The organism is Streptomyces sp. NPDC093097, assembly GCF_044754325.1.
GTDB lineage: Bacteria > Actinomycetota > Actinomycetes > Streptomycetales > Streptomycetaceae > Streptomyces.
In genome coordinates, this window is sequence record NZ_JBIVOW010000012.1 from 59,640 (window position 1) to 75,825 (window position 16,186).

Consider the following 16,186-nt stretch of genomic DNA (forward strand, 5'->3'; position numbering starts at 1 on the left):
ATGGGCCCTGCTCAGCGGGACGGCCGGCCCCACCGGACGGGACCCGTACATGGCCGGTCGGCACCGGTCCCCGTCGGACCCGCCGCGCCGATCACGTACGCTGCCGAGCAGGTGTACGGATCTTTGGGAGCAGCAGGGGAATGTCCGAATCACAGCAGTACGCACCGGCCGCGGTCGAACCGCAGGAGCCGCAGCTCCGCGCACCGGACCGGATGCGCAGCCTGCTTGAGGCGGTGATGGACCTGGGGCGGGGGCTGGAGCTCCCGCAGGTGCTCCGGGGCATCGTCGAGGCTGCGGTGACCCTCACCGACGCCGAATACGGGGCGCTGGGCGTCGTCGGCGACGGAGCGCTCTCGCAGTTCCTTCCCGTGGGGATGTCCGACGAGTTGATCTCCGCGATCGGGCCGTCGCCGTGCGGCCGGGGCATCCTCGGGGAGCTGATCCGCAACCCCTCGCCGCTGCGGCTCACCGACCTGAGCAGCCATCCGCACAGCTACGGCTTCCCGGCCAACCACCCCCCGATGCGGACCTTCCTCGGGGTGCCGGTCCGGGTCCGCGACGAGATCTTCGGCAACCTCTACCTCACCGAGAAGCGGGGCGGCGGCTCGTTCGACGCGGAGGACGAGGAGGTGGTGACCACCCTCTCCATCGCGGCCGGCGTCGCGATCGACAACGCCCGCATGTACCACGAGAGTCGCCGCCGCGAGCGGTGGCTGGAGGCGCTGGGCGAGATCACCCGCAGCCTGCTGTCCGGTACCGACGCCGACGAGGTGCTCCGCCTGATCGCCGAGCGGGCGATGGAGGTGGCCGGCGCGGACTGCGTGGCGGTCCTGCTGCCGGTGGCCTCGTCGACGGAGCAGTTGACGGTGGCGGTGGCCTGCGGCACCGGCGCCAGCCGGATCACCGGGCTGCATGTGCCGCTCGACGGCTCGCTGCCCGGTATCGCCGTCCGCAGCGACCAGCCCGCGGTCAGCACGGACCTGCGCTCCGACCCACGGGCCTACCCCCTGGGTGTGGACACCGGTGACGCGGCCCCCGGGGAGGCCGCGGTGAACGGGGCGGCGGAGCAGGCCGGTGCGGTGTACGGGCCGGCCGTCGCGGTCCCGCTCCAGGTGGACACCGGGCGCGGCGCGCTGCGGCTGAGCCGGCTGGCCGGCCGGCCGCCGTTCGACGAGGCCGAGGTCCGGCTGATCTCGGGCTTCGCCGACCAGGCCGCGATCACCCTCGAACTCGCCCGCCGGCGCGATGAGTCCGAGGAGCTGACGGTCCTGCACGACCGCGACCGGATCGCCCGGGACCTGCACGACCTCGCCATCCAGCGGCTGTTCGCCACCGGCATCACCCTCCAGAGCGTGACCCGGCTGATCGACCGGCCGGAGGCCTCGGAACGGGTCGGCCGCGCGGTCAACGACCTGGACACCACCATCAAGATCATCCGCTCGACGATCTTCGGGCTGCGCACCACCGGGGACGGCAAGGACCGCAGCCTGCGCCGCGACCTCACCGACGCCGTGCAGCGGGCGGCCGGCCCGCTCGGCTTCCCCCCGGCACTGCAGATCGACGGCCCGGTGGACGCCGCGGTCCCCGACGACCTGGCCCAGCACCTGGTGGCGGTGACCGCGGAGGCCCTGAGCAACGCCGCCCGGCACGCCGGCGCCCACCGCCTGGACGTGGCACTGGCGGTGACCGCGGACGAGGTCACGCTGACGGTGGCCGACGACGGGGTCGGAGTCGGCGCCGCCCCGCACACGGGCGGCCTGGCCAACATGCGGGCCCGGGCCGCGATGCACGGCGGCCGACTGGACATCGAGACGCCGGAGGGCGGCGGCACCCGCATCGTCTGGTCCGTCCCGCTGACCGACTGACCGGCCCCGCGGACGCCGCGGCCGGCCCCACGGGACAGCAAAAGGGCCGGCACCGCGGGACGAGGAGGGCCGTTCAGCCCCTCGTCCCGCGCTGCCGGCCCGGTGCGCCGCTTACGCCCGCGGTTCCTTCAGCCGTTCGGCGATCATCGCCGCCTGGACCCGGCGGCCCACACCCAGCTTGGAGAGGATCGCCGACACCCGGTTCTTGACCGTCTTCTCGGCGAGGAACAACCGATCGGCGATCTGACGGTTCGTCAGTCCTTCACCGATCAGGTCCAGCACCTCCCGCTCCCGCGGCGAGAGCCGGTCGAGCTCCGACGACGACTCCTCGGGGGCCGCCTCCTGCTGCGGCACGCGCAGCCGCTCCATCACCCGCGACGCGGTGCGCGGGTCCAGCATCGACTGCCCCGCCGCGACCGTGCGGACCGCGTTGATCAGCGCCGACCCGTCGATCTGCTTGAGCACATAGCCGGCCGCCCCCGCCATGATGGCGTCGAACAGCGCCTCGTCGTCATCGAAGGACGTCAGCATCAGACAGGCCAGCTCCGGCATCCGGGCCCGCAGCTCCCGGCAGACCTCGATCCCCTCGTGGTCGTCGTCGGCACCGCCGAGCCGGACATCCAGGATCGCCACCTGCGGCCGGACCGCCGGCACCCGGGCGAGGGCCTGCCGGGGATCCCCGGCCTCCCCCACGACCTCGATGTCGTCCTCCGCCTCCAGGAGGTCCCGTACGCCGCGGCGCACCACCTCATGATCATCGAGGATGAAGACGCGCAGCGGGCCGTCCGGTGCACTGGCGGCGGGCGTGGTGGCAGGAGGAACGGGCTGCTGGTTCATGCACTCTCGCTCTGTGGTTCTTCGCGGATCGCCGGGGCGCAAGGGGCCCGACCACGAGGGTCGTCGGCTCCGGCCGTCGGCGCAAGGGCCGAACGGCCCTGGGGGCACGGGGCCCTTCGGGCACCCTGTCACGTTGCGATACTGGCGCCTCCCGTCAGGAGGTTCCATTTCCATGCAGCGTCCCTGCCAGCCCGCGCATTCCGCGCATTCCGCGTCGCCCGCGCCGACCGGGTCGCCCGCCCCCGGTACCGTGGGCGGTGAGTACCATGCCCTACTCGCCCGGCACGACGCCAAGCGGCTGCGGCAGCGGATCCTCGGCCAGGGCCAGGAACCCGCACAGGAGCCGGCCCCCACCTCGTACGACGGCGCCGGCGACCAGCGACTGATCACCCAGTACCTCGACCTGGTCACCCCGTTCGGCGACCTGATCGCCCACCTCTACGACGAGATGTTCGCCCGCTGGCCCTACCTGCGCTCCCTCTTCCCGGAGTCCATGGAGTTCCAGCGCTCGCATCTGGCCCGCGCCTTCTGGTACCTCATCGAGAACCTGCACCGACCGGACGAGGTGGCCGCCTACTTCCGGCAGCTCGGCCACGACCACCGCAAGCTCGGCGTGCGACCGGCGCACTACCAGGCATTCGAGGCCGCCCTGTGCGCGGCGCTGCGCCGCTCCGCCGGGCCCCGCTGGGTCGACGCGGTGGAGCAGGCGTGGGTGCGGATGCTGCGCTTCGCGGTCGCCTCGATGGTCGAGGGCGCCGACGCGGCGCTGGCCGAACCCCCGTACTGGCAGGGCACGGTGACCGCCCACGAGCGGCGCCGCCCGGACCTCGCCGTCCTCCGGGTCCGGATGCACGAACCGTACCCGTACCGGGCCGGCCAGTACGCGGCGGTGGCCTCCTCGCTGATGCCCCAGGCATGGCGGCACTACTCCCTGGCGTCCGCGCCGCGGCCCGACGGCGAGGTGGAGCTCCATGTCCGCCAGACCGGCCCGGGCGGGGTCAGCGAGGCACTGGTCAGCCACACCCAGGTCGGCGACGTCCTGCGGCTCGGGCCCGCCCACGGCACGATGACGCTCCCCGCGGAGGACCGGGTCCACGACCTGCTGATGGTCGCCGGCGGCACCGGCTGGGCCCCGTTCAAGGCGCTGCTGGAGGAGTGGGCGGGCCGCCGCCGCGGGGCCGGCGGCCTCTCCGTGCGCCCGGCCGGCAGCGTCCAGCTCTTCATCGGCGCCCGCAGCGAGGCGGAACTGTACGACGCCGGATGGCTGTCCCAACTGGCGGCGCGGCACAACCAGTTGAAGGTGGTCCGCATCCTGGACCAGGACGCCGTCCCGGGGGCGGACGGGGCGCTGACCGAGTACGGCCCGCTGGCGGAGGCGGTGGCCCGCCAGGCGCAGTGGTCCGGCCGCCTGGCGTTCGTCAGCGGCCCGGCGGCCATGGTCGGGGCCACGGTCGCACGGCTCATCGCCTCCGGGATGCCGGCCGACCAGATCCGCCACGACCCCGTCCCGGACGTGCTCCCCCGCTCCACCGGCGACTCCGCCGGCGGCTCCGCCGCGTACACCGGCGCCCGGGCCATCACCGAGGCGGCACGCTGACGCGGACGGGCCATGAGCGGTGCACCGGGCCGCGCTCGGCAAACGGGCACGGAAGGCACTGCGGGACGGGCCGAACGGCCCCTGGCGGACGACCGCCGGGGGCCGTCTACTGTCCGGCAGGACCGCTCACCACCCGCGTCAAGAGCACGAGGAGCAGCACGCCGTGAACGACCTCCCGACCCGGCAGGCCGCCGGCCCCGCAGCCATCGACCCCGTGTGGGGTGCCTGGGCGGACCGCGAAGCCTCCCGCCGCAGCACCGAACTGGACCGCACCGAGGCGCTGCGGCTGCTGGGCAGCGTCTCGCTGGGCCGGATCGTCTTCACCCAGGACGCGCTGCCGGCGATCCGCCCGGTGAACCACCTGCTGCACCACGGCGAGGTCATCATCCGCACCCACGAGGGCGCGGCGCTGGCCACCCTGACCGAGCAGGAGGACGTCGAGGGCGTGGTGGTCGCCTATGAGGCCGACTCCATCGATCCGGCCACGCACTGCGGTTGGAGCGTGGTGGTGACCGGCTACTGCCGCCTGGTGACGGACCCCGACGACCTCGCGCACTACCAGGCCCTGCTGCACCCGTGGAGCGACCACCAGATGACGCACGCGCTACGGATCCGCCCGGACCTGGTGACCGGACTGCGGCTGTCCCGGTAGCGGGCCTCCCCCGTCGCGGGCTTCCCGATGCTCACCACCGGCACCCCGCCCCCGCTCCAAAACTAGAAAATTCCACACCATTCGGGACCGTAAGGTCCCGCCATGAACTCCCCTTCCGCAGCAGCGGTGTTGACCGCGCGCCAGATCGCCGTATCGTTCGTGGCCGCCGTGTCGGCAGTGGGGCTCACCGCCCCCCTCGCCTCGGCCGAGCCCCACACCGCGCCCGCCGAAGCAGTGGCCCGGCAGGCGCCGCAGGCACCGCTCGCCGCGGAGGGCATACCGTTCACCGACGCCAACGTCACCCAGCGGACGGACGGTTCGTTCACCGTGTCCTGGAAGGCGCCCGCGGCCGGTTCGGTCACCGTCTACGTCGGCGACCGGGTCGTGGCCCACGGCGGCAACGAGGCCACCGTCACCGTACGCGGACTGCCCGCCGCCGACCGGCAGTGGTTCCGCCTCGTCCCCGACCGGGGCGACCCGCTCACCCTCGCCGACCGCTCGCTGCACCTCGAGAGCGCGCCCAACTTCCGCGACGCGGGCGGCTACCGCACCACCGACGGACGGTGGGTGAAGATGGGCGTGCTGTACCGCTCCAACGGCCTGCACGACCTCTCCGACGCCGACCTGGCCAAGCTCCAGCGGCTGGGCATCCGTGTGGACCTGGACCTGCGCATGCCGGGCGAGCGCGCCAAGTCCCCGGACCGCGTGCCCGCGGGCGCGCGCTACGTCTCCGCCGATGTCCTGGGCGGGGACGTCCAGGGCGACCTGCCCCCCACGGCCGAGGAATCCGCGCGGATGATGGCCGAGTCCTACGGGGTGTACGTCTCCAAGCCCTCCGCGCTCGACGCCTACCGCTCACTGTTCCACCTGGCCGACGACGCCGGCTCCGCCCCGCTGGTCTTCCACTGCGAGGGCGGCAAGGACCGTACCGGCTGGGGCAACGCCGCCCTGCTCACGGCCCTGGGCGTGGACCGCGACACGGTCATGCGGGACTACCTGGCCTCCAACGACTACCTCGCGGAGCGGAACGCCGCCGTCCTCGCCTCGCAGACCCCGGAGATGGCCGCCCGCCTCAAGCCGATCCTGGACACCAGGGCCACGTACCTGAACAGGGCCTTCGACGAGGTCAAGACCCGCTTCGGCACCTTCGACGCCTATCTGCGCGACGGACTGGGCCTGAACAAGCAGGACCTGGAACGACTGCGGGAGACCCTGCTCGTCGACTGACCCGACCGGCCGGCCCGCAGGCCGGGCGGACCCGACCGCCGGCCTGTACGACGCCCCTCCCGGCTCGCCGCCGCCGGGAGGGGCGTCGCCTTGGGCGGGCTCTGTCGGGCCCTCGCGGAAGTACCCGCCGTGTCGGGCCCCTCGCGGAAGTACCCGTTGTGGGCGTCGAGCAGCCCGGCAACCCGCGCGGCGCGCCCCGTCAGCGCCCGCCCGCGCCCGCCCGGAGGCCGTCCATCACCAGGTCGAGGAGGCGGCCGGCGCGGGCTCGCCAGTCCGTGTGCGGATCGAGCTGCCACAGCCCCGCGATGGCGAGGAGGAAGTCCTCGGAGGTGACGCCGGGGCGGATGGTGCCGGCCTCCTCGTTGGCGTCCAGGAGGAGCGTGATGGCGACGCAGAGGGGGCCGCGGGCGACGGCGGCGAAGGCGCCGTGCGGTGTGGTGGCCTTGCGCAGGGCGGCGGCCAGGCCGGCCTTGGCCATGGCGTACTGGGCGAGGCGGTCCATCCAGGCGCGCAGCGCCCGGTCCGGCGGGCGGGTGGCCAACAGGTGGGCCGCGGCGTCGCAGACCTGCTGGACCTCGTGGCGGTAGACCTCCAGGACCAGGGCCTCGCGGTTGGGGAAGTTGCGGTAGAAGGTGCCCTGTCCGACCCCGGCCTTCTTGGCGATCGTGCTGAGCGGGACATCGGCGGAGCGGGTCAGCTCGGCCAGGGCCACTTCCAGGATGCGGTCGCGATTGCGCTGCGCGTCCGTGCGCAGGGGCGCTTCGTTGGGCCGGGGCACGCGTTCTCCTCCCCGAAAACGCCGGCGGACGGGGCTTGTTGGGCGACCAGCCCGTGCCGGACAATCAACCTTGCTAACCGGACACCTGTCCGTTAAATTTCAACGGTAGCGGACCGTTGTCCGCTTGTGGAACACCCTAGCGGCCGACGCATCACAGGATCCGACCAGGTGGGGAGCCCGGCGGCCATCGCAACCGACGCTCCGCCCACCACCCCCGCCGAACCCGTCCGCACCACCCGTTTCCGACGTCGCGACGCACCACACCATTCCTTCCCCCCACCTTTCCTCCGCCCGGACTTTCCGGCTCCGTCGGACGACCCCGTCCGGCCGGGCCGACCCCATCCGTTGACCGACCGCGGCGGGCCACGAACCCCCACCCATGGGTTCACCGCGCCCGTTCGCCCGTGTGAGACGCGAAAGAAGGCTGACCATGGCCCCATCGACGGCCGGTGCCATCACCTTGACCATCAACGGCGAGAAGCACACGCTGCCCGTCGACAACCGCACCACCCTGCTCGACGCACTGCGCGAGCGGCTCGACCTGACCGGCACCAAGAAGGGCTGCGACCAAGGGCAGTGCGGTGCGTGCACGGTGCTGCTCGACGGGCGCCGGGTGGTGTCCTGCCTCCAGCTCGCGGTGGCCGCCGAGAGGCGGGAGATCACCACCATCGAGGGCCTGGCGGACGGGGACCGACTGCACCCCGTCCAGCAGGCGTTCCTCGACCTCGACGGCTTCCAGTGCGGCTACTGCACACCGGGGCAGATATGTTCCGCCGTCGCCGCGATCGAGGAGCACGCCGCGGGCTGGCCCAGCGCGGTCACCGAGGACGTCCGGCCGGAGGCCGGCCCTCCGCCACTGACCGCGGAGGAGATCCGGGAGCGGATGAGCGGCAACCTCTGCCGCTGCAGTGCCTATGTGTCGATCGTCCGGGCGGTCGCCCGGGCGGCAGGGGAATCGGCGGCGACGGACGTGGAGGCCACGGCGTGAAGGAGTTCGACTACCAGCGGGCGTCCGACGTACCGGGCGCGGTGGCGCTGCTCGGCACCGACCCGGAGGCGCGCTACCTCGGCGGGGGCACCAACCTCGTCGACCTGATGAAGTGCGGAGTGGAGCGGCCCGCGCTCCTGGTCGACGTACGGGAGCTGCCGCTGGACAGGATCGAGGTCACCGACGACGGCGGCCTGCGGATCGGCGCGACCGTCACCAACAGCGATCTGGCCGTCCACCCCGAAGTACGGCGCCGCTACCCGGCGTTGGCGCAGGCCGTCCTGGCCGGCGCCTCGGGGCAGCTGCGCAACATGGCCACCGTCGGCGGCAACCTCCTCCAGCGGACCCGCTGCGGCTACTTCGCCGACGTGTCCAGGCCGTGCAACAAGCGCCGGCCCGGCAGCGGCTGCCCGGCCGTCACCGGCGAGCACCGCAACCACGCCATCCTGGGCGCCTCCGCGCACTGCGTGGCCGTCCACCCCTCCGACATGGGCGTGGCACTGGCCGCCTTCGACGCCGTCGTCCACTACGAAACCGCCGCCGGACCGGGCGAGTTGCCGCTGGCGGACTTCTACCTCCCGGTAGCGGACACCCCGCACCAGGAGACCGCGCTGCCGCCCGGCGCGCTGCTCACCGCCGTCACCCTGCCGCCCGCACCGGTCGCCGCCACCTCGCGGTACCGCAAGGTGCGCGAGCGGGCGTCGTTCGCCTTCGCCATCGGCTCGGTCGCCGCCGCCCTCGACCTCCACGACGGCACGGTCCGCGCGGTCCGGCTGGCGTTCGGAGCGGTCGCCTCGCGCCCGTGGCGCGCCCACGCGGCCGAGCAGGCGCTGCTCGGCGGACCGGCGACCGCCGAGGCGTTCGCCGCCGCGGCCGACGCCGAACTCGCCGCCGCCGAGCCGCTGTCCGACAACGGATACAAGGTGACGCTGATCCGCAACCTCGTCGTCGCCGTGCTGACCGAGCTGGCCGAGGAGGCCACCCGATGACCACCACGACTACCGCAACCACCGCGGCACCCACCGCCGTCGGCACCGCGCACACCCGCGTGGAGGGCCGCGACAAGGTCACCGGCGCCGCCCGCTACGCCGGCGAGGTCCCCCTGGCCGGACTCACCCACGGCTGGCTGGCGGTGTCCACCATCGCCCGCGGCCGGATCCGCGCCCTCAACACCGCCGCGGTCCTGGCGATGCCCGGCGTCGTCGCCGTCCTCCACCACGGCAACGCCCAGACGCTGAACTCGGACTACACCAGCCTGATGGGCAAGCCCGACCCGGCGCTCCAGGTCTTCCAGCACGACCGGGTGCCCTACCTCGGCTGGCCGGTGGCGCTGGTCATCGCCGAGACCTCCGAACAGGCCCGCGAGGCCGCCGAGTCGCTCGTCGTCGAGTACGACGAGGAACCGCACGACGTGGCGTTCGGCGCCGACCGTCCGGACGCCTTCATACCGGAACCCGCGGACGCCTCCGAGAAGAAGAAGGGCGACCTGGCGAACGAGTTCGCCGCGTCCGCCTTCGTGGTGGACTCCGAGTACACCACCCCGGAGGAGTACCACCACCCGCTGGAACCGCACGCCGCGACCGCCTACTGGGAGAACGGCCGCCTCGAAATCATCGACTCCAACCAGAGCAGCATGCTCGTGGCCCAGGAGCTGGCCAAGCTGTTCTCGCTCGACCCGACCGCGGTCCGGGTGCGCGCCGAGCACGTCGGCGGCGCGTTCGGCGCCAAGATATGCCGCCCGCACCAGGTGGCGGCCGCCCTGGCGGCGACGTTCCTGCAACGCCCGGTCCGACTCGTCCTGACGCGACGTCAGATGTTCTCGCTGATCGGCTACCGCAGCGCCACCGCACAGCGGGTCCGGCTCGGCGCCGACGCCGACGGACGACTGCGCGCCCTGCAGCACGAGGGGTGGAACCAGACCTCGACGATCCACGATTTCGTCGAGCGCAGCGCCGACGTGGCCCGCGCGATGTACGAGGCCGACGCGCACCACACCGTCAGCCGCCTGGTCCGGCTCGACGTGCCGACGCCGACGTTCGTGCGCGCACCCGGCGAGGCACCCGGCTCCTTCGCGCTGGAGTGCGCGCTGGACGAACTCGCCGAGAAGTGCGGCGTCGACCCGATCGCGCTGCGCGCCCGCAACGAGCCGGAGGTGGGCCCGATCTCCGGGCTCCCCTTCAGCAGCCGCCGACTGCTGACCTGCTTCGAGGAGGGCGCCCGCAGGTTCGGCTGGGCCGACCGCGACCCGCGCCCCGGGGTGCGCCGCGAGGGCCGCTGGCTGCTCGGCACGGGCACCGCGGCCGCCTCGTTCCCGACCCTGGCCGGCCCGTCCACGGCCGCGGTGACGGCGGAGGCGGACGGCACCTTCACCGTGCGGATCACCGCGGCGGACGTCGGCACCGGGGCGCGCACCGCGCTGACCCTGGTCGCCGCGGACGCCCTGGAGGTGGCGCCGGAGCGGGTGACGGTCCGGATCGGCGACAGCGACTTCGGCCAGGCATGGATCGCCGGCGGTTCGGCCGGCACCCGCTCCTGGGCCTGGGCGGTGTCCCTCGCCGGCCGCGAACTGCGCGAGAAGCTGGCCCTGGGCGGCACCATCCCACCGCAGGGGATCACCGTCCGGTCGGACTCCAAGGCGGCCCTGGAGGCACTGCCGAAGCGTGAACGGCACGCCTTCGGCGCGCAGTTCGCCGAGGTGGCGGTCGACGTCGCCACCGGCGAGGTCCGGGTCCGGCGGATGCTGGGCATCTTCGCGGCCGGCCGGATCATCAACCCGCTGACCGCACGCGGCCAGTTCGTCGGCGGCATGATCTGGGGGCTGTCCATGGCCCTGCACGAGGAGGGCGTCCGGGACGCGGCCTCCGGCGGCCAGGTCGGCGCCGACCTCGCCGGCTACCACGTCGCCGCCAACGCCGACGTCCCGCTGGTCGAGGCGGACTGGATCGACGACCCCGACGAGCAGGACCCGACCGGCATCAAGGGCATCGGCGAGGTCGGCATCGTGGGCGCCGCCGCGGCCGTCGCCAACGCGGTCTGGCACGCGACCGGCACCCGTCACCGGCACCTGCCGATCCGCCCGGACCGGGTACTGACGGCAGGCACCGCCTCCGCCTGACACGCGGACGGTCGCCGCCCCTGCTACCAGGAGCGGCGACCGTTCCTCAGCCTCCTCGACCAACCCACTCCCGGCGGTCGAGCAACGGAAAACCGAGGCTGGATGAGACGTACCGTCAGCGCACCTGGACGGTCTTCACCGCGGTGTGGATGTCGGCCCGCGGGTGACCGCCCTTCGGCCCGTCGACGCCGTAGAGGACGCCACGGAACTGGACGACGCCACGGTGCGCGGCCTTGACCGACGCCGCGACCTTTGCATCCGCCGCGGCGACCTCCACGACCGGACCGCACTTGACGGTGTGCCAGGCACCCTTGGTGCCGACGCGCTGCTCGGCACAGAACTTGCCGTACTGGATCGCGTCGCTGTCACCGTGCCCCGTGACGTGCACGACCGCGCCGACCTTCACGGTGCCGGGCGAGGCGCTGAGGGTGGCGCTGCCCTTGGCGAACGCCGGGGTGACGGCCAGGACGGCCACGGCCGCACCCATCGCCCCCACCGCCGCGACGCGGGCGCCGCGACGTCCGAAGACCCCCCGCACGGTCCGTCCGTTCTCTGCTTGCTTCTTCATCGTTTTCCTCCCCTGAAACGGGCCGGGCCCCCTGCCCCGCCTGCCCCATAAGAGGGACATTCGGTGCGGGGCGTTCCCCTCGGACAGGCCGGATATTCCGGACGAAACGGAAGGCAACACTCCACATCGCTCGCCCTGGGGAGAGCCCCACCACGACTACGGCGGCCAGCAGCATGGCCCGCCCCTGCCGCCCTTCCTACGGTGGAGCCCATGCCGACACCGACACCCACGACGAGACGCCGCGCACCCCGGCAGACCCGCCGCACCGCCGTGCGCCGCCTCCCCCGCCGGGCGGCCACCGCGCTGCTCGCCGCCGCCGTCCTGTCGGGACTGGTCCCCACCGGCGCCGGAGCCGCGACACCCACCGCCCACCCGGCCCCCACCCGGCTCCAACAGGACACCGACGCCCTGCACACCACCGGCGTCACCGGCGCCTCCGCACGCCTGGAGACACCACGGGGCATAGGGACCGCCCGCAGCGGCACCACGGACCTCCGCACCGAACGGCCCGTCCCGCAAGGCGGCTACGTCCGGATCGGCAGCAACACCAAGACGTTCGTGGCGACGGTCGTGCTCCAACTCGTCGGCGAGGGACGGCTGTCGCTCGACGACACCGTCGACCGCTGGCTGCCGGGCCTGGTCCGCGGCCACGGGAACGACGGGCGCCGGATCACCGTGCGCCAACTCCTCCAGCACACCAGCGGACTGCCGGACTACGTCGGCGAGGTCGCCCCGCACCCCAGCGCCGCCGAATACCACCGCAACCGCTTCACCCCCTACACCTCCGCACAGCGCATCGCCCTCGCCCTGCGGCACCCGCCGTCCTTCACCCCCGGCACCGGCTGGCAGTACTCCAACACCAACTACGTCCTCGCCGGGATGCTGATCCACACGATCACCGGCCGTTCCTGGGAGCACGAGGTGCGCACGAGAATCCTGCGCCCGCTCCACCTGGCACACACCTCCGCACCGGGCGACGACCCCTACCTCCCCCGCCCGCACGCCACCGACTACCAGCAGTTCGCCCCCGGCGGCCCACTGACCGACACCACCGTCGCCTACCTCCCCTTCGACGGGGACGCCGACGGCTCGATGATCAGCACCCCGGCGGACACCGGCGCCTTCTACTCCGCACTGCTGCGGGGCCGCCTGCTGGCCCCCGCCCAACTCGCCCAGATGCGCCGGACCGTCGCGGTACCGGCCGACCCGGGCACCCCGCCGGGCGGCCGCTACGGACTCGGCCTCTCCTGGACCCCGCTCTCCTGCGGCGGCGGCTACTGGGGCCACAGCGGCGACGGCTACGGGTACATGGTCTACCCCGCCACCACCGCCGACGGCCGGAGCACCGTCACCGTCTCCCTGCACAGCCGCCCCGGCGATCCGGACACCGCCACCCGCCAGATCCGGGCCACCACCGACCTGATCGACCACGCGCTGTGCGAGGCGCGGGGATCGTCCGACGGCGGGTAGCACTGCTGCGTTCCGCCGCGATCCGGGTATCTGTGCAGTGCCCCGCCCGCGCGGGGCCCGGAGCCTGGCGGAAGGGAGCGGTTGTGGTGGAGCGGACGACATGCTGTGTGGTGGGCGGCGGCCCGGCCGGAATGGTGCTCGGGCTGCTGCTGGCCCGGGCGGGGGTGGCGGTGACGGTCCTGGAGAAGCACGGCGACTTCCTCCGCGACTTCCGCGGCGACACCGTGCACCCCTCCACCCTGGCCCTCCTGGACGAACTCGGGCTGAGCGAACAGTTCGCCCGGCTGCCGCAACGCCGGGTGACGACCGTTCAGCTGCCGCTCGGGCCGGACGGCTCCCTGACCACGGTGGGCGACATCGCCTCACTGGGCGGCCGCTTCAACTACGTCGCCATGGTCCCGCAGTGGGACCTGCTCGACCTCCTCGCGGACGAGGCCCGCCGCGAACCGTCGTTCACCGTCCGGATGAACACCGAGGCCACGTCGTTCCTCACGGAACGCGGCCGGGTGGTGGGGGTGCGCTACCGCACGGCCGAGGGCCGGACCGGCGAGCTGCGGGCGACCCTCACGGTGGCCTGCGACGGCCGCGGCTCGCTCGCCCGGACGCTGCCCGAACTCGGACTGCGGGCGTTCAACTGCCCCATGGACGCCTGGTGGTTCCGGCTGCCGCGGCACGACGGCGATCCGCACGGCCTGGTGGGCGGCGCCGGCAACCGGCTGGTGTCCGCGCTGATCGACCGCGGGGACTACTGGCAGTGCGCGGCACTGATCCCCAAGGGATCGGACGCCGCCCAACGCGCCGCCGGCCTGGAGGCGTTCACGGTGAACTTCGCCTCCGCCGCTCCCTGGATCGGGGACCGCGTGCGGGCGCTGCACTCCTGGGACGAGGTGAAACTGCTGGACGTACGACTGGACCGGCTGCGGCGCTGGCACCGCCCGGGACTGCTGTGCATCGGCGACGCGGCGCACGCGATGTCGCCGGTCTTCGGGATCGGCATCAACCTCGCGGTGGAGGACGCGGTGGCCGCCGCCCGGCATCTGGTCGGCCCGCTGCGGGCCGGCACGGTGGGCCTGCGGGACGTCCGCGCCGTCCAGCGCCGCCGGTGGCCGACCGCGGCGCTGACACAGGCCTTGCAGCGGCTCGCCCACGCCCGGGTCATCGCCCCCCTCCTGGCGGGCCAGTCCCCGTTCGGCAACCCCCGGCGGGCGGAGCGGGCGGCGGAGCGCCTCACCACCTCCCGGTGGCTGAACCGGGTACCGGCCTACTTCCTCGCCTACGGCGCGGTGCGCGAACGCCCACCGGCCGAGTCGATGCGATAGAAGCGGGGCCGGGCCCGGCACACCGCCGGCCCCGGCCCCGCGGACCTCACTCCGTCACCTCCGCCAGCCGGAAGGGTCCGGCTCCCCCTGGGGCGTACATCACCGGCAGGCTGCGGCCCAACGGGACGACGACGATCGGTTCGGCACGGTATTCACGCAGAAAGTGCTCCAGCGGCTGCCAGATCATGCTCCGGTACCCGGCCTCGGTCCGCTGCTGCTCGAAGGACAGGGTCAACGCGGAGTCCTCGATAGTGACGCTGACCGCGTTCACCTCCAGCCATTCCCCGCCGATCCATGCTTCGAGTCGTACATATGACATGCCGCAAGGGTGCCCCGTGCCGCACCGCACTGGCAATCAGCGGGCTCCGAAGCCGAACGAAAAGCCCCAGCTCGGGAGCGGTCCCCCCAATGACGCCACCGCCTTCCGGGGACCACCGAGGCCAGGGGTGAGACCCCTCACACCCCCGGGGCCCGCCTCACCAACGCGGCCGCTGCGTCCCCACCCGGCGGTCCTCGACGGCCGGCTGCGGCGTGGCGCTCGTACCCGGTCCCGCGGTATCGGATTCCGAGGCCGCCTGGCTCTTGGAATTCCGGCGCATTTCCTGGAGACCCTTTTGTATTCCATTGCGCAGCCATTTGCCGAGAGGGCGCTCCACCAGCCGGTGCACGGCATAGGAAAGCAGCAGCATGAAGACGACGATGGAGGGCAGCAGGACGAGGGCCGGCACGCGGTTGCGCAGCAGGTCGATGAGGGTGAATCCGATGTACATGTGCAGGAGATACAGCGGATAGGTCAGCGAACCGGCGGTCGTCAGCCAGCTCCAGCGCACCCTGTCGAATGCCCCGAGGGCGATGGCCGCCATGATGACGAAGGCCAGGATGACGCCCACCCGCGCCGGCCAGCCGTGCGCCATGCTCGCCTTGGCGCCGACGTTCATGATGAGGCGACCGCGGACGTAGTGCTGGGCCAGCAGGAATTCGACCGCGACAATCGCCCAGAGCAGCAGGGTCGGCTTGAAGCGGTGCATCAGGTAAAAGGCGATGCCGGCGATGAAGTACGGCGAGTACGGGGCGATGGCCCAGACCGAGAGGAAGTTGCTGTCGGCCTTGAGCGCGACGACCCCGGCCACCGTCCACAGACCGCAGAAGAGCACACACCTGCGGTAGGTGACGCCGCGGTACACGACGAGGGCGAAGAGCAGGTAGAACTTCAGCTCCACGAAGAGCGACCAGTAGACGTCGTCGACGTCGGAGACCCCCACGCCCTGCTGGAGCATGGTGAGGTTCGTGAGCACCGTTTCGAGGTTGTCCGCGCTCCGCACCCGCGGCCAGAGCATCAGGACCGCCGCGGTCAGCAGGACACCGACCCAGTACGCGGGGTAGAGGCGGGAGACCCGGGACTTCACGAAGTCGCCGAGCGAGCGCCCCCAGGTGCTCATGCAGATGACGAATCCGCTGATGAGGAAGAAGACCTCGACGCCGAGCCAGCCGAATTGGGAGAGGTGGTAGAGGCTCGGCGAGAAAGCGTGCGGATCGTGGCCCCAGCCATCACGGAGGGTGATGTAGTGGTAGGCCAGCACCATCAGCGCCGCCACGAGGCGCAGCCCGTCGAGGACATAGAGTCTGGATTGCCCCTGGCCCTTCCCTGGTACGGCCAGAGTTCCAGGTGCAGCGAAGGGCATCCCGCGGTTCCTCACAGTTCGTAGGGCAACGTTCCCCCCATCCCATCTCACGAGTGAGCCAGGGGAGACGAGTTCGCTTGAAAGGATC

The 16,186-nt window shown here is 72.8% G+C and carries 14 protein-coding genes; 9 read left to right on the top strand and 5 right to left on the bottom strand.

Annotated elements, in window-relative coordinates; translation table 11 throughout:
* Positions 1-212: 212 nt before the first annotated feature.
* Complete coding sequence (locus tag ACIQE0_RS21065; RefSeq protein WP_402334735.1) at positions 213-1,865, top strand: GAF domain-containing protein; 1,653 nt, start codon at positions 213-215, stop codon at positions 1,863-1,865.
* Positions 1,866-1,976: 111 nt separating this feature from the next.
* Here the strand turns inward: ACIQE0_RS21065 and ACIQE0_RS21070 are convergent, their stop codons facing one another.
* Positions 1,977-2,702, bottom strand: coding sequence for a response regulator (locus ACIQE0_RS21070; protein WP_402334325.1), 726 nt, complete (start codon positions 2,700-2,702; stop codon positions 1,977-1,979).
* A gap of 172 nt (positions 2,703-2,874) precedes the next feature.
* On the opposite strand from ACIQE0_RS21070, the gene ACIQE0_RS21075 reads away from it, so the two are divergent.
* The 3 genes from ACIQE0_RS21075 (at position 2,875) to ACIQE0_RS21085 (ending at position 6,178) form a co-directional block, all read left to right on the top strand.
* Positions 2,875-4,299: a globin domain-containing protein gene (locus ACIQE0_RS21075; protein ID WP_402334328.1), complete on the top strand. Its 1,425-nt coding sequence runs from the start codon at positions 2,875-2,877 to the stop codon at positions 4,297-4,299.
* Between the two features lie 214 nt (positions 4,300-4,513).
* A complete protein-coding gene (locus ACIQE0_RS21080) occupies positions 4,514-4,951 on the top strand; it encodes a pyridoxamine 5'-phosphate oxidase family protein (RefSeq protein ID WP_384091764.1) in 438 nt (145 codons plus the stop codon).
* Positions 4,952-5,053: 102 nt separating this feature from the next.
* Complete coding sequence (locus tag ACIQE0_RS21085) at positions 5,054-6,178, top strand: tyrosine-protein phosphatase (RefSeq protein WP_402334331.1); 1,125 nt, start codon at positions 5,054-5,056, stop codon at positions 6,176-6,178.
* Between the two features lie 199 nt (positions 6,179-6,377).
* Here the strand turns inward: ACIQE0_RS21085 and ACIQE0_RS21090 are convergent, their stop codons facing one another.
* Complete coding sequence (locus ACIQE0_RS21090) at positions 6,378-6,956, bottom strand: TetR/AcrR family transcriptional regulator (RefSeq protein WP_366333633.1); 579 nt, start codon at positions 6,954-6,956, stop codon at positions 6,378-6,380.
* A 430-nt stretch (positions 6,957-7,386) separates the two neighbouring features.
* Between ACIQE0_RS21090 and ACIQE0_RS21095 the strand changes: the two genes are divergently transcribed.
* Genes ACIQE0_RS21095 through ACIQE0_RS21105 form a run of 3 tightly spaced genes read left to right on the top strand, consistent with a single transcriptional unit; the run spans position 7,387 to position 11,059 of the window.
* Positions 7,387-7,944 carry a (2Fe-2S)-binding protein gene (locus tag ACIQE0_RS21095; protein WP_402334334.1) on the top strand — a complete coding sequence of 186 codons (558 nt, stop codon included), beginning with the start codon at positions 7,387-7,389 and terminating at the stop codon, positions 7,942-7,944.
* Positions 7,941-8,933, top strand: a complete 993-nt coding sequence (locus tag ACIQE0_RS21100; protein ID WP_402334337.1) for an FAD binding domain-containing protein — start codon at positions 7,941-7,943, stop codon at positions 8,931-8,933. The genes ACIQE0_RS21095 and ACIQE0_RS21100 overlap by 4 nt, the downstream gene beginning before the upstream one ends.
* Positions 8,930-11,059 carry a xanthine dehydrogenase family protein molybdopterin-binding subunit gene (locus tag ACIQE0_RS21105; protein ID WP_402334340.1) on the top strand — a complete coding sequence of 710 codons (2,130 nt, stop codon included), beginning with the start codon at positions 8,930-8,932 and terminating at the stop codon, positions 11,057-11,059. Before ACIQE0_RS21100 ends, ACIQE0_RS21105 begins: the two co-directional genes overlap by 4 nt.
* Before the next feature lie 115 nt (positions 11,060-11,174).
* Here the strand turns inward: ACIQE0_RS21105 and ACIQE0_RS21110 are convergent, their stop codons facing one another.
* A complete protein-coding gene (locus tag ACIQE0_RS21110) occupies positions 11,175-11,627 on the bottom strand; it encodes a hypothetical protein (protein ID WP_402334342.1) in 453 nt (150 codons plus the stop codon).
* Positions 11,628-11,837: 210 nt separating this feature from the next.
* Here ACIQE0_RS21110 and ACIQE0_RS21115 point away from each other — a divergent pair, with 210 nt between their 5' ends.
* Both ACIQE0_RS21115 and ACIQE0_RS21120 read left to right on the top strand, forming a co-directional pair.
* Positions 11,838-13,097 (top strand): serine hydrolase domain-containing protein, encoded by a 1,260-nt coding sequence (locus ACIQE0_RS21115; RefSeq protein WP_402334345.1) that lies wholly within the window; start codon positions 11,838-11,840, stop codon positions 13,095-13,097.
* A gap of 86 nt (positions 13,098-13,183) precedes the next feature.
* Entirely contained in the window at positions 13,184-14,416 is a 1,233-nt protein-coding gene (locus ACIQE0_RS21120) for an FAD-dependent oxidoreductase (protein WP_366333645.1), read from the top strand.
* A 46-nt stretch (positions 14,417-14,462) separates the two neighbouring features.
* Here the strand turns inward: ACIQE0_RS21120 and ACIQE0_RS21125 are convergent, their stop codons facing one another.
* Complete coding sequence (locus tag ACIQE0_RS21125) at positions 14,463-14,735, bottom strand: hypothetical protein (RefSeq protein ID WP_366333647.1); 273 nt, start codon at positions 14,733-14,735, stop codon at positions 14,463-14,465.
* 157 nt (positions 14,736-14,892) lie between these two features.
* Positions 14,893-16,098 (bottom strand): acyltransferase family protein, encoded by a 1,206-nt coding sequence (locus tag ACIQE0_RS21130; protein ID WP_402334350.1) that lies wholly within the window; start codon positions 16,096-16,098, stop codon positions 14,893-14,895.
* Between the last annotated feature and the right edge of the window lie 88 nt (positions 16,099-16,186).

Bases quoted from the DNA above. Each gene is read 5' to 3' on its own strand.
- ACIQE0_RS21065 (WP_402334735.1), top strand. From the start codon at position 213: ATGCGCAGCCTGCTTGAGGCGGTGATGGACCTGGGGCGGGGGCTGGAG.
- ACIQE0_RS21070 (WP_402334325.1), bottom strand. From the start codon at position 2,702: ATGAACCAGCAGCCCGTTCCTCCTGCCACCACGCCCGCCGCCAGTGCA.
- ACIQE0_RS21075 (WP_402334328.1), top strand. From the start codon at position 2,875: ATGCAGCGTCCCTGCCAGCCCGCGCATTCCGCGCATTCCGCGTCGCCC.
- ACIQE0_RS21085 (WP_402334331.1), top strand. From the start codon at position 5,054: ATGAACTCCCCTTCCGCAGCAGCGGTGTTGACCGCGCGCCAGATCGCC.
- ACIQE0_RS21095 (WP_402334334.1), top strand. From the start codon at position 7,387: ATGGCCCCATCGACGGCCGGTGCCATCACCTTGACCATCAACGGCGAG.
- ACIQE0_RS21105 (WP_402334340.1), top strand. From the start codon at position 8,930: ATGACCACCACGACTACCGCAACCACCGCGGCACCCACCGCCGTCGGC.
- ACIQE0_RS21110 (WP_402334342.1), bottom strand. From the start codon at position 11,627: ATGAAGAAGCAAGCAGAGAACGGACGGACCGTGCGGGGGGTCTTCGGA.
- ACIQE0_RS21115 (WP_402334345.1), top strand. From the start codon at position 11,838: ATGCCGACACCGACACCCACGACGAGACGCCGCGCACCCCGGCAGACC.
- ACIQE0_RS21125 (WP_366333647.1), bottom strand. From the start codon at position 14,735: ATGTCATATGTACGACTCGAAGCATGGATCGGCGGGGAATGGCTGGAG.
- ACIQE0_RS21130 (WP_402334350.1), bottom strand. From the start codon at position 16,098: ATGCCCTTCGCTGCACCTGGAACTCTGGCCGTACCAGGGAAGGGCCAG.